This window comes from Streptomyces umbrinus, from assembly GCF_030817415.1.
In the GTDB taxonomy this organism is placed as follows: domain Bacteria; phylum Actinomycetota; class Actinomycetes; order Streptomycetales; family Streptomycetaceae; genus Streptomyces; species Streptomyces umbrinus_A.
In genome coordinates this window covers 3,364,591-3,377,036 of the sequence record NZ_JAUSZI010000002.1, presented here as the reverse complement: position 1 = coordinate 3,377,036, position 12,446 = coordinate 3,364,591, and the positions used below count along the sequence as shown (strand labels likewise).

General features: G+C 71.3%; 11 protein-coding genes. 1 reads left to right on the top strand and 10 read right to left on the bottom strand.

The features are described 5' to 3' along the window. Positions 1–18: 18 nt before the first annotated feature. The 8 genes from QF035_RS14880 to QF035_RS14845 all read right to left on the bottom strand — a co-directional run bounded on the left by QF035_RS14880 (position 19) and on the right by QF035_RS14845 (position 8,634). The gene (locus QF035_RS14880; protein ID WP_307520789.1) at positions 19–891 is read right to left on the bottom strand and encodes a DUF4142 domain-containing protein; all 873 of its coding nucleotides are present in this window, start codon (positions 889–891) and stop codon (positions 19–21) included. 423 nt (positions 892–1,314) lie between these two features. Continuing rightward, positions 1,315–2,697 carry a DUF692 domain-containing protein gene (locus tag QF035_RS14875; protein ID WP_307520787.1) on the bottom strand — a complete coding sequence of 461 codons (1,383 nt, stop codon included), beginning with the start codon at positions 2,695–2,697 and terminating at the stop codon, positions 1,315–1,317. A gap of 171 nt (positions 2,698–2,868) precedes the next feature. Further along, entirely contained in the window at positions 2,869–3,678 is an 810-nt protein-coding gene (locus QF035_RS14870) for a DUF4142 domain-containing protein (protein ID WP_307520786.1), read from the bottom strand. 186 nt (positions 3,679–3,864) lie between these two features. Further along, the gene (locus QF035_RS14865) at positions 3,865–5,061 is read right to left on the bottom strand and encodes a glycoside hydrolase family 64 protein (protein ID WP_307520785.1); all 1,197 of its coding nucleotides are present in this window, start codon (positions 5,059–5,061) and stop codon (positions 3,865–3,867) included. Between the two features lie 226 nt (positions 5,062–5,287). Continuing rightward, complete coding sequence (locus tag QF035_RS14860) at positions 5,288–6,829, bottom strand: amidohydrolase (RefSeq protein ID WP_373466655.1); 1,542 nt, start codon at positions 6,827–6,829, stop codon at positions 5,288–5,290. Continuing rightward, positions 6,826–7,470 (bottom strand): FMN-binding negative transcriptional regulator, encoded by a 645-nt coding sequence (locus tag QF035_RS14855; protein WP_307520784.1) that lies wholly within the window; start codon positions 7,468–7,470, stop codon positions 6,826–6,828. The genes QF035_RS14860 and QF035_RS14855 overlap by 4 nt, the downstream gene beginning before the upstream one ends. Positions 7,471–7,487: 17 nt before the next feature. Further along, entirely contained in the window at positions 7,488–8,495 is a 1,008-nt protein-coding gene (locus QF035_RS14850; RefSeq protein ID WP_373466654.1) for an ABC transporter ATP-binding protein, read from the bottom strand. Continuing rightward, positions 8,485–8,634, bottom strand: coding sequence for a hypothetical protein (locus QF035_RS14845; RefSeq protein ID WP_307531118.1), 150 nt, complete (start codon positions 8,632–8,634; stop codon positions 8,485–8,487). Before QF035_RS14845 ends, QF035_RS14850 begins: the two co-directional genes overlap by 11 nt. A gap of 34 nt (positions 8,635–8,668) precedes the next feature. On the opposite strand from QF035_RS14845, the gene QF035_RS14840 reads away from it, so the two are divergent. Then, positions 8,669–9,343: a transposase gene (locus QF035_RS14840; RefSeq protein WP_307520783.1), complete on the top strand. Its 675-nt coding sequence runs from the start codon at positions 8,669–8,671 to the stop codon at positions 9,341–9,343. 37 nt (positions 9,344–9,380) lie between these two features. Here QF035_RS14840 and QF035_RS14835 read toward each other — a convergent pair whose 3' ends face one another. Continuing rightward, positions 9,381–10,808 (bottom strand): cellulose binding domain-containing protein, encoded by a 1,428-nt coding sequence (locus tag QF035_RS14835; RefSeq protein WP_307520782.1) that lies wholly within the window; start codon positions 10,806–10,808, stop codon positions 9,381–9,383. 47 nt (positions 10,809–10,855) lie between these two features. Then, positions 10,856–12,391, bottom strand: a complete 1,536-nt coding sequence (locus QF035_RS14830) for a beta-N-acetylhexosaminidase (protein WP_307520781.1) — start codon at positions 12,389–12,391, stop codon at positions 10,856–10,858. Positions 12,392–12,446: the final 55 nt, after the last annotated feature.

Sequence of the window (12,446 nt, the reverse complement as noted above, 5' to 3'; positions counted from 1 at the left end):
TTCGCTGCGTTCCGGTTGTCAGGGCTTCTTGTCCTCGGACTTGCCCTCGTCCTTGTCCCCGCCCTTCGAGGCCGCGGACTTCTTGGATTCCGTGGATTCCTTCGGCTTGTCGTCCTCCGGTGGGCGGCTCGTCGCGGGCGGCGGCAGCGTGTACGTCGGCGAAGGGGAGGGGGAGGCCGGGGACGGGGAGACCGGGACGGGCGCGCTCGGGGAGTCCGTCGGACCGGGCGGGGCCGGGGAGTTGGTGAGCGGCGGCGGGCTCGCGGTGGCCGCGTCCCGGGCCAGGGCGTCGAAGTCGACGAGTCCGGTGGCCTCCAGGACCGTGATGTGGTCCAGAACCGTGGTGTTCGCGTCGTCGGCGAGACCGCGGACGAGCGAGTTGCGGGTGCTCGCGCGGACCTGGGCGACCAGGCCGAAGACCTTGCCGTGCGCCTTGCGCAGGATGTTCGCGAACTGGACGTCGTATTCCTCGCCCCGTGCCGCGCTCAGCGTGCCGAGCCACGCCTGCTGCTGCTCGTTGGGCTGGTTGGGCAACTGGAGCCCGAGCCGCGAGGCCACGTCGCGCACCCGCTCGTCCAGGAACGTGTGCCCCTCCACGAGGTGCTCGCCCGCCGTCTTGACCGCCTGGGTCGTGCCGCGTTCCTCGGCCTGCTGGCCGGCGGGCAGCTCCCACAGGCCAGCGAGCCGCACCTTGGTGACGAACTCCCGGTCCAGCGCGGACAGCGGGCCGTACCTCGTCGACAAGGTCTGGGCGTTGAGCGTGTCCACACCGGTGCCCGACCGGTCCGAGTACGACCAGACCGGGAAGATCAGCGCCACGAGGGTCGCCGCCAGGCCCGTGACGATGAGCCCGGTGCCGCTGAACAGTCTGCGGCTGTTGATGGATCGCATGGTGCCTCCTGTTGCGGCACCGCACGTTAGTGCGCTTCGGGTTGAAGGTGGAATATTACTGCGCGGTGTACGTCAACTGAGGTACGGGTTCGGACGGTTGCCGTACGAATCCGGACAGACGGCCGCAGGCAGGGTGTTTTCGCAGGTGGCGGGCGGTGCGGCGGCGCGCGGCCCACGGCGGGCGGGCTTTCGTGCACCACGCGCACACGCGGGGTGCGCCCGGCGCCGGCCGGATGCGAGCCCGCGCGCCCGGCCGTCGGCGCAGTGGCACTGAGCAGGCAAGGGGCCCGCTGTTCTGTACAGATCCGGCGCCCGTGTCGCCCGGTGAGCGATGTCACGCGGTGACGAAGGCCTCTACGCCCGGTGTCGACTCGTTCTCAACGCCCCGGGCGGGACCCCGTCATCGCCTCAGCGGGACGCGCCTCATCGCCTGAGCAGTACCCGCCGCGTGGCGCGCGCCAGCCTGGCAGCCGGGTGCTGCGACAGCGGCGCGGGACCCGAGCGCTCCAGCCACCAGTCGCTCACCCGCCGCCGTACGTCCGGGTCCTCCAGCCGGCCGCCCAGCAGCAGATGCTCGGCGAAGTCCAGCGCGTCCCGCCGGTAGCCGCCGGTCATCGGGTGGCCGTGCGCGTACGCGACGAACGACGTGCGGTACGCCGCCGCCAGAATCTCCGGCAGCTCAGGCGCGACCTTGGCCACGACATCGGCCCGCTTGCCCGCCAGCGCCCGGGCCTGCACGGACAGCCGGGTCCCGTCGAAGCCCTCCGGCACGGGCGTCCCGGCGACCAGCGCGGACAACAGGGCCGCCTGCGCGAGGGCGAGCCGCTGGCGGGAGGGGTCGGTGGAGGGTGACGCCTTCGGTGCGTCACCGGAATCCGGGTCGGTGGTTCCGGAAGCGTCGGAGGCCTTGGAAGCGTCGGAGGTCTCGGAGGCGGCGGTCTCGGATGCGGCCTCGGCGGACACCGTCGGAACCACCGAGAGAGCCCCCTTCTCCACCGTCTCCCGGATCGCCGTCAGCTCTCGCTCCAGCTCGGCCGGTGCGGGGAAGTTCTCGTCGCGCTCCAGGAGTACGCCCGGCGGGCGGACCCGGGAGGACAGGTCGGCGAGGATCGCGAGGACGGCGGGCGGCACGGCGTGGGCGTGGCTGTCGTGCCACACGCCGTCGCGTTCGAAACCGCCGGCGACGTGGACGTACGCGATCGCCTCGACGGGCAGCTCGTCGAGGGCCTTGGCGGGGTCCTCACCGCGGTTGACGTGGTTGGTGTGGAGGTTGGCCACGTCGATGAGGAGGCGTACGCCGGTGCGGTCGGCCAGGTCGTACAGGAACTGCCCCTCGGTCATCTCCTCGCCCGGCCAGGAGATCAGCGCCGCGATGTTCTCCACCGCTAGCGGCACGGGCAGCGCGTCCTGGGCGATGCGGATGTTCTCGCAGAGGACGTCGAGGGCGTCCCTGGTGCGGGGGACTGGCAGCAGGTGCCCGGCCTCCAGGAGGGGCGAGGCGGTGAGCGCCCCGCCCGCGCGGACGAACGCGATGTGCTCGGTGACGAGAGGGGAGCCGAGGGCCTCGGCGGCCGCCGCGAGATCGGCGAGCTTTCCCTCGTCGGGGCGGTCGGCGCCGCCGAGGCCGAGCGACACCCCGTGCGGAACCACCGTGACGCCGCGCTCGCGCAGCCGCACCAGCGACTCGGGGAGATGCCCCGGGCACACGTTCTCCGCGACGGCCTCGACCCAGTCGATGCCGGGCATGCCCTCCACGGCCTCCGCGATCTCCGGCCGCCACCCGATTCCCGTACCCAAGTGCTTCATCTCGTCCCCCTCCTTCACCACGGCTTCACCAGGACCTGTGCGTCGTCTCCTTCGACGGACCTGTGTTCCGGCGTGACGGGGTCATGGCCCCGGGAAGCGGGGCCGAACCCATCGGCGGGGACGTTCAGAGCAACATTTGAGCTTCGGGACGCGGGCGGCGGTCATGCCCCGCTACGGCGCGGACGAGGTTTGAGTCGAGACCGGGTTGTCCGGGTCCTCGGCCTCCGGCCGGTTCGTGTTGACCGTGCCCGGCGCACCCGGTGAAGGCCGTGAGGTGGTCTGGATGTCGCCTGTGGCCTCCGCGGGCGGCGCCGCGGGCGGAGCCACGCCCGAGACCGGCGGCGGCGGACCACTCGGGCTGGCCGTCGATCCGGCCACCGAGTCGTTGGCGATCGCGTCGAAGTCGATCGCGCCGGTCTTCTCAAGGACCGTGATGTGATCCAGCACGGTCTGGTTGGTGTCCGAGGCGAGCTGACGCACCAGCGTGTTGCGCGTCTGGTTCCGGACCGTGCCGATCACCGGAAAGATCTTGCCGTGCGCGGACCGGAGCAGGTTCGCCCACACCTTCACGTAGTCCTCGTCCGACGCCGCGGACATCTGGTTCAGCCAGCCCTGCTGCTGCTCGTTGGGCTGGTTCGGCAGTTCGACACCGAGATCCCGGGCGACGCTGCGTGCGCGCTTGTCGAGGTCGGTGTGACCGACGATCAGGTGGTCGGCCGCCTCCCGTACCGGACCGTTCGGGAAGCGCTCGGCAGCCTGCTGCCCCGCCGGCAGCTCCCACAGACCCGCCAGTCGCACGCGGACGATCAGGTCGCGGTCGTTGGCGGTCAGCGGACCCCAGCGAGTCGGTACGGTTCCGGAGGCGAGGTTCGCCTGCCCCGTACCGGCGCGGTCGGCGTACGACCACACGGGGAACGCGAGCGCGCCGAGTGTGCCGACGAGTGCCACGATGACGAGGGCCGTGCCGTTGATACGCCGCAAAGGTGCCTCCCGGGATATGCCAACTGGTCGTTGGGAATCTGTACTTGGCCAGCGCAGGGAGATACGTGCGGGGCGGTCGGTGTGTTCAACAGTTGATGTTTGCTGAGTCACTTTTGTTGTTCGGGCGTGTCGCGAGGACCGGGCAGACCTGCCGGGTCCTCGCGACACGCTGTCGGATCGGCTCGCTCAGCTGAACGGGTCCAGCGTGATGTACGCCGTCTGCGGGTTGTTGTCGTTGACGAGCGACTCGTGGTTGCCGACGTCGTCGAAGGCGAAGCCGTACGCCTTGCCGTCGACCATCTGGGCGTGGATCTTCCGCGAGTAGTGGTTGGTCACGGTGTCCTGGTAGAAGCCCGCGGAACTCGTGTCGGGCTGGTTGGGGTTGGTCAGGAGCGTGGAGCGGTTGAAGCCCGCGCACAGGGTGCGGGAGATCGGGCCGCGTACCAGGTCGTTCGGCGCGTCCAGCAGCTTGTAGCAGCCGAAGATGCTGTCGGAGTCGGGCTTCTGGAAGCTGGTGACGACGGCGCCGGAGCCGTTGGTGAAGTTCATGACGTTGCCGGAGACCCTGCCGTAGTACTTGGTGCCCGGCTGGTCGGCGAACGGTGTCACCGTCAGTGTGGAGGTGGAGTACTTGGACCACACCCGGTTGATGTAGTCGTTCATGACGGTGGCGGGCAGGGCGCCTGCCTCGATGCCGTGGCCGGGTGCGAGGGCCCGCAGGACGGTCCCGTCGGAGCGGGTCCTGATGAGGTTGGCCCAGCCGCCGGGCTGGCCCCTGAGGGCGTTGAAGAACCCGTTGTAGCCGCCCGGCTTCAGGTGACCGGTGTTCTTGACGGCGCCGGCGGTGTTCTTGACGCCGACCGCGTACGGGGCCGAGAACATGTCGACCTGTGTGCTGTTGATCCACAGTCCGGCGTCGTTGAGCGTGTACTCGGTCCAGTTGAAGAGGATGTTCACGTTCGGGTCGGACGGGTTCTGCACCGCGGGCTGTACGAGACCGCCGGTGGTCAGCTTGAAGACGAGCTTCTGGCCGTAGGAGAAGTAGACCCGGCCGGAGAACTTGGGCATCCGGATCGTCTTGGTCTGGCCGTTGGCCGGTCCGGCGATCGACGCGTCGGGGGCGGGGGTCGGCGGGTTGCCGCCGGCGGGCCAGGCGTGGAACGTGCCGTTCGCGTCGGCCCAGCCCTGCTGGCCGGTCGAGAGCAGGGTCCCGATGTTGTAGATGTACACCTGATCGCTGCGCCCGGAGGTGTTCTTGATCTCGAGCGGGATGGTCGTGGGCACCGCGGCTTCGGCGCGGGATGCGGGGCCCACCGTCGTGAGTCCCGCGGTGACGGTTGCCGCGGCGACCAGGGCCACCAGCGCTTTCCGTAGGGCAAGCACGCTCGTCCTCCTGCCAGGTGGGCTTCTCCCACCGGAGTCGAAATGCGACGGACGGATGGTCGGGGGCCGCGTCCCGTGATGGGGAGGCAAGGGCGGCGCGGCCCCCTCCGGTCGTTTTGAGAGCGCTCTCAGAGTGGTCCTCATGAGTGGGACACGTCAAGGTCTAGACCAAGATGGTCATCGTCGGGCCGGAACAGGTCACAGCGCACCGGGTACGGCGAGCCGGTCACAGTGACGGCCCGTGGGTCCAGGCGCCGGCGAGCAGCGTGGCGTGCACCGGCATCTCGCGCAGGGTCCGGGCGTCCGCGGTGAGCGGATCGGCGTCGGTCACCACCAGGTCCGCCCGGTCGCCGACCCGGATCAGCCGCCGGCCCCGGGACGAGCCGGCGAGGGCGGCCGCCACCGGTATCCGCTGTTCCGGGTGCCACGGCGGGCGCTCGTCGCCGGTCCGGGTCACCGCGGACGCCATGGTCAGCCAGGGGTCGAGCGTGGCGACGGGGGCGTCGGAGCCCAGCGCCAGGACGGCCCCGGCGTCGAGCAGGTCGGCGAAGGCGTACGCCCGGTGGGTCCGGCCCGCCCAGTGCCGGTCGGCGACGTCCCGGTCGTCCACCGCGTGGGTGGGCTGGATGCTCACGGTGACGCCCAGTTCGGCGAAGCGCGGGATGTCCTTGGGGGCGAGCAACTGGCCGTGCTCGATCCGGCCGTGGCAGCGCACCGCCTCGAACGCGTCGAGAGTCATCTCGTTCGCGCGGTCCCCGATCGCGTGGACCGCGGGCTCGATCCCGTGGGAGGAGGCGTGGCGCAGCAGGGACACCAGCTCCTGCGGGGGCAGTTGCTCCAGTCCGTGGGAGCCGGGCTCGCCGGGGACCGCGCCCGGGTACGCCTCGTGGCACAGCGCGGTACGGGTGTTGAGCGAGCCGTCGGTGAGCAGCTTGAACGGCCCGACCTCCAGGAGCCCGCCGGGGGTGTCCAGGGTCTGGCCGGTGCGGAGCCCGCGCCCGATCGCCGCCTCCAGTTGCGGGGACCAGATGGAGGCGGCCACACGGAGCGGCACCGGGGCGCCGTTCATCCGGCGGGTCCAGTCCGCGATGTTGTCCGCGTACTCGAAGTCGACGATGCCGGTGATCCCTCGCGCGGCGGCGGCGACGCAGGCCTCCTGCACCCATTGGTCCGTCAACTCCACCGAGGCGGTGGGGAGTTGGGCCATGGCCTGGATGCACTCGTCCTCGCGCAGCAGTCCGGTGGGGTGGTCGCCGCGTCCGACCAGGGCGAGTCCGGCCGAGTTGAGCCAGGCGGAGTGCAGATCCATGCTGATCAGCAGGGCGGGGCGGTCCGGGACGAGGGCGTCGAGGAGGTTCTTGTGGGGTGCGTCCGGCCACAGTCCGTCGCGGAAGCCGTAGCCGATCATGTGCTCACCGGCCGGCAGGGCTGCGGCCTGCCTGCCGACCGCGTCCGCGGCCTCCCGCGCCGAGCGGGCGCCGGACACGTCGAGCCGCCGGCGCAGGCCCGCCCACTGGACCATGTGTACGTGTGAGTCCCACAGCCCCGGCAGCAGCGTACGGCCGTCGAGGTCGAGGCTCTGCCCGTCCGCGCGCGGTGCTTCGCCCGCCGGAAAGACGGCCCTGACGAGACCGGACTCGATACGGACGTCGCTCAGCGGTCCGCCCGCGCCGAGGTGGACGCGGTGCAGGGTGAGCGGCTCGGCGGTGGCCGAGGGGGCGCCGGTCGCCGCGGTGTTCGGGTCGGTCACGCTGTTCGGCTTGGTCACGGCTTCCTCCGGATGTCGCGCATGGCGCGGGCGAGTTCGGGAACGGCGTACGGCCCGCCGGATTCGAGGGCCCCGGCGAGGCGGAGGACGATCTCCTCGCGCTCGTCCTGGCTCAGCTTCGCCTTGGCGGTCACCTTCGTGGCGGGCAGCCGGAATCCGGTGACGGCGGCGGCGATCCGGTGGGCGTAACTCTCCACGCGGGCCGGCCGCCATGGCTCGGGCAAGCGGTCCTCGAAGTGGTCGACGGTGGCCGACAGCACGTCGTACGTGTCCGCCGGGTCGAGGACCTCGGGGCGGCCGTGGACGTGCAGGACGGTGAAGTTCCAGGTCGGGACGTGGGGTGTCTCCCCGTACCAGCTCGGCGAGATGTAGCCGTGCGGCCCCTGGAGCACGACGACGACCTCGTGGGAGCCGAGTTCGTGCTTCCTGGCGTCGGTCCTGGCGAGGTGACCGAGGAGCGTGCAGCCGGCGTCCCGGGTGTCACCGGTGTCCTGGCTCGAGTCGTCGACCAGGACCGGCAGGTGGGAGACGACCAGTCCGCGGTCGGGAGTGTGACTGATCAGGGTGGCCCAGGGGTGGGCTCTCGCGAGATCACGGATCCGTCCGGGGTCGTCGACCCGGAAGATCTCCTGCTCCAGCATGCGGCTGTTCCGTCCTGTCAGTTCTCGGGGAAGTGGCAGGAGACCTGCCGCCGTCCGACGGCCAACTCAGGGGTCGGAACAGGCTGTTGATCCACGCAGATCTCCTCGCTCTTCCAGCAGCGCGTGTGGAAGGCGCAGCCGGTGGGTGGCCGGGTCGGGCTGGGAGGGTCGCCCTGCAGCACTATGCGGCCGGTGGCGCCCCGCCCGCGCGGGTTCGGATCCGGGACGGCCGAGAGCAGCGCCCGGGTGTACGGATGCGCGGGGCGAGAGTAGACGGTGTCGCGGTCGCCGTGCTCGACGATCCGCCCCAGATACATGACGGCGACCTCGTCGGCGACGTGCCGGACCACGGCCAGATCGTGCGCGATGAACACGTAACTGAGCCCGAACTCCCGCTGCAGCTCCTTGAACAGGTTGATCACCTGGGCCTGCACGGACACGTCGAGCGCCGACACCGGCTCGTCGCAGACCAGGATCTTCGGGCGGAGCGCGAGTGCGCGGGCGATGCCGAGGCGCTGGCGCTGCCCGCCGGAGAACTGGTGGGGGTGGCGGTGCGCGTGCCCGGGGTCGAGCCCGACCATGTGGAGCAACTCGTGCGCCCAGGACGCGCGTTCCTTCGTCGGCATCAGGTCGCGGTGGATGTCGAGCGGTTCACGGACGATCTCCAGGGCCGTCATCCGGGGATCGAGGGAGGCGTACGGGTCCTGCATGACCAGTTGGATGTCCCGCCTGCGGCGGCGCAGCTCGGCCGACGGCAGGGTGAGCAGGTCCCGGCCCTCGACGAGGACGGTGCCGGAGGTGGGCCGGTCCAGTGCCATCAGCAGGCGGGTGAGGGTCGACTTGCCGCAGCCGGACTCGCCCACGAGACCGAGGGTCGAGCCCCGCCGCAGGGTCAGGTCGACGCCGTCGACGGCCTTGACCGTGGCCCGGCGCCTGCCGCCGAGGGGCAGTCCGCCGGACCGGTAGTGCTTGACCAGGCCGCGCGCCTCAAGGAGCGGGGCACAGGTCGGGACGTCATCGGGCACCGGAGACCTCCAGCGGATAGTGGCAGGCGACGAGGCGCGCGGGCGGGTCGGGGAGGGCCGGGAGCAGCATCGGCTCCTGCGTCGCGCAGCGTTCACCGACGTCAGGGCAGCGCGGATGGAAGGCGCAGCCGGCGGGCAGCAGGCCGGGGCCCGGCGGGCTGCCCGGGATCGGAGTGAGGTCGTCGGTGTGCTATCTGGACCGGCAGGAACAGCTCGCCGAGCGGGCCATCGAACTGCTCGGCCCGGAGGAGGAGGCGCCTCGCCGCCGCCTGGGCAACATGCGCGACTACATGCGCTGGGTCCGGGGCAGCCACCACGACCTGCTGACCCAGTGGCGGACTTACCGGTCCCAGGCCGCCGACCAGACGACTGACCGGCAGACGGACCGGCCCACGGAGGAGACCGTGGCCCCGGCCGCCGGGCTCCGGGAGAAGGGCGGCCCGGCGGCCGGGGAACCGTCGTCGACGCCCGCGCCGACGGACGACGACGAGGAGATCCGCGAGCACCTCTCCGCAACGCTGAGCCCCGTCCTGGCACGGCATCTCGTACCGGACGCGCTGTGGGCCGCCGCCGAACCGCTGCTGGCCTCAGAATCCGCGAACGAACGCGCGGCGTTCACCGCCGTGGTCTACGTGCTCACCTCGGGCTGCAGCTGGCAGCAGCTCCCGGCACAGTTCGGGATCTCGCACTCCACCGCGCACCGCCGCTTCACCGCGTGGAGCAGGGCGGACCTCTGGCGGCGCTGGCTCGACACCCTGTCCGCGGCGCCCGTGGACGCCGCGGACCTCGCCTGGTGCTCGACGATCGTCAAGTCGGCCGCGAGCCGCCGGCCCGGCAGCGGAGGGTGACCGGTCCGGGGCGGGCCCCGGGCCGGTCAGGGGCCCGTCAGGCGCCGGGGACGGTGTCCTCGAACCTGGTGCCCGCGCTGCGGTACGCGTTCAGCTTGGCGCTGACCTGGGCCGGCGTGAGGACCTGGTCCTTGACGTGCATGACGTAGTCGACCTGCTGGTCGTACGCCCGCGCGGTGGTGCTGGTCTGGCCCGCGAGGTCGATCAGCCACTGGTTGAAGTTGATCGACATCGGCCGCTCCGGCAGGTACTGGGCGCCGTGGGTGCCGAAGAGCTGTCCGTCGACGTAGTACTTGATGGTGCTGTTGTCGATGGTCAGCACCAGGTCGTGCCAGCCGCTGAAGCTCTGGCGGGCCTCGGTGTGCTGGTTGACCGCCACCCACGGGTCGGCCTGGTAGGTCTCCCAGGACGTCGTGTAGAGGATGTTGGCCGGCTCGCCCCAGCCGCCGTTGGGCAGGTACTCGAAGTCGTACTCGGCGTAGTCGTCCGCCATCGGCGCCTTGAGGTCGTTGATCGTGAAGAACGTCTGGACGAGTCGGTCGCCGTCCGGGCCGTACTTGGGCGCGTCGTTGAACCTGACGCGGGCCGCGTAGGTGCCGTTCTTGAACTTCGTCGACCTGGTGAGGATCTCGGTCTGCTCGGTGCTCGCCGCGGTGCCTGCGGTCGAGGTCTCCAGGTTCATGATGGAGTTGCCGCCCGTGGTGGCGAAGGTGACGTTCTCGGGCGCCCAGGTGGCGCCGGGCACGCCGGGGCCACCGGAGTTGGAGCGCACGTTCCAGCCGTTCGCCGAGATCCTCGGGTCGGTGTGGCCGCTGTAGTTGAAGTCGTCGAACAGCGCGGCGCCCTCGGCCGGAGGATCTGTCGGCGGGTCGGTGGGCGGATCCGTCGGCCCGTTGCCCGCCGGGGCCTGGCCCCACAGGAGCGTGCCGGCCAGCTGGGCCGTGACCTTGGTCCAGTCGCCGTACGACGTCCGGGAGGCGCCGAAGGAGTAGTCGTCGCTCTGGTTCAGCGACGCCCAGTTCGACTGGAAGAAGCGCAGTTGCAGGTCGCCGGTGTCGGCGCCCGGGGCCAGCGAACCGGCACCGGAGGTGAAGCCGACCTCCAGGTAGCGGTCGGCCGTGGCGGTCGGGTTGGCGAGTGTGCCGAAGGTGCCCGTGACGTTGGCACAGCCCTTGACCGCCCAGGAACAGGCGAAGCGGTAGGTCGCGTCCGGCGAGTCGGCCTTGAAGTAGTAGCGGACCTTGACGCCGCTCAACGGCACGCTGGTGGTACCGGTGTTCTTCACCTTGAACCAGGGTTCGGCCTGGTCGGCGCCGGCTCCGGTGGCGCTCGTACGGTACTGGACGCTCAGCCCGTCGGCGGCCGCGCTCGCGGTGGTGGGGAGTGCCGTGAGCGCGGCGGCGCCCATGGCCACGGCGACGGCGGTGTGTGCGGTGGCGCGCAGCCTCTTCTTCGCGAATCTCATCGTTGTTCCTCTCCAGAAAGGTGGGGGTGATTCCCGGAACGGACAGGTCAGGGGTGGCGGTGGATGCCGAGCGCGTCGAGCCGGGCGGTGTGCTCGCCGAGCCGGGCACGGAAGTCGGCCCAGTCGGTCGCGCCGCTCCAGCCGCGGTCGGCGAGGGCGCACAGCCGCGGATAGGTGAGGTATTCGATGTGGGCGGGCGTCGTGACGAACTCGGTCCACAGCTGGGTCTGGGTGCCGAGCACCCGTCCGGCCGCCTCGGCGTCCGCGTCCTCGGGGACGGGGTCGTGGGAGTGCACCGCGCGCAGATCGACGACGGTGCCGGGCTGGGCCGGCGGCTCGTGGGGGTCGTCGGACTGGACGTAGTCGAGGTACGTGGCCCGGTGGTACGCGTTGATCACGGGGTGGCCGCGGCGGGCCGCCGTCAGGGTGTGGGACGGGTCGCGCCAGGTCATCACGGTGAAGTCCAGGGGCAGTTCGGCCCCGGTCTCGGCCCAGCCGACCGGTCGGCGTCCGCGGCGGACGAGGAAGTCGCCGATCTGTCCGAGGAACCACCCGTGCAGCGCCTCGGCGTTCGGCAGGCCCTCCGCCACCGCTCGTTCGCGTGCGGCGACGCTGTGCGTCCACTCGGCGGTGGGGCACTCCTCGCCGCCGAGGTGGATGTACGGCGACGGGAACACGTCCATGACCTCTTCGAGGACCGTGCGGCAGAAGTCGAGGACCTCGTCGTGGACACCGAGGACGGTGTCGCACACACCCCAGCGCGTCCAGACGTCGAGGGTGCGCTCCGGGTGGTTGCCCAGTGAGGGATAGGCGGCGAGGGCGGCGCGTACGTGCCCCGGCATCTCGATCTCCGGCATGACAGTGACGCCGCGAGCGGCCGCGTACCGCACCAGACCGGCGAGTTCGGCCCGCGTGTACGCACCGCCGTGCGGGACGCCGTCGTACGTGCCGCTGCCGGCCGGGCCCGTCTGGGACTCGGCGCGATGGCCGCCGATCTCGGTGAGCTTGGGGCGGGCGGCGACCGGCATGCGCCAGCCCTGGTCGTCGGTGAGATGCAGATGGAACACGTTGATCTTGTGCAGGGCCAGCACGTCGACGTACTGGCGCAGATAGGAGACGGGCTGGAAGTGGCGTGCCACGTCCAGCATCGCGCCGCGCCAGGGGTGCCGGGGGTGGTCGGTGATCTCGGAGCACGGCAGCAGCCACGGAGTGTCGCCCTGCGGAGTCCCCGACAGGGCCTGTGGGGGCAGGAGTTGACGGATCGTCTGGATACCGCGCAGCAGCCCGGTGAGGTGCGCGGCGCGCAGCAGTACTGCGTCCGGGGCGATCGTGAGGACGTATCCCTCGTCGCCCAGGCTGCCGCCGAGGCCGGAGTCGATGGCCAGCTTCAACTGCCCGGTCGGGGACGGTGGCAGGGCCAGTCCGGTGGCGGGGGCGAGCAGGGTGCGCAGCAGTTCCGCGGCCGGTTCGGTGCCTGCGCCGATGTTCAGGGCGGTGTCGTCGTCCAGCGTGAAGTACCCCGGCCGCAGCACGGTCTCGGTGGGGCGGGGGACGAGGGTGATTGCGGACGGCTGTGCGGGCACGGATCGCCTCCGGAACGAAGCTCGCGGGGGACTGCGGGGGGAGTGTGCTGGGGGA

What these genes read in the sequence shown, in the direction of transcription:
- QF035_RS14880 (WP_307520789.1), bottom strand. Translation starts at nt 891, where the DNA reads ATGCGATCCATCAACAGCCGCAGACTGTTCAGCGGCACCGGGCTCATC.
- QF035_RS14875 (WP_307520787.1), bottom strand. Translation starts at nt 2,697, where the DNA reads ATGAAGCACTTGGGTACGGGAATCGGGTGGCGGCCGGAGATCGCGGAG.
- QF035_RS14855 (WP_307520784.1), bottom strand. Translation starts at nt 7,470, where the DNA reads ATGCTGGAGCAGGAGATCTTCCGGGTCGACGACCCCGGACGGATCCGT.
- QF035_RS14835 (WP_307520782.1), bottom strand. Translation starts at nt 10,808, where the DNA reads ATGAGATTCGCGAAGAAGAGGCTGCGCGCCACCGCACACACCGCCGTC.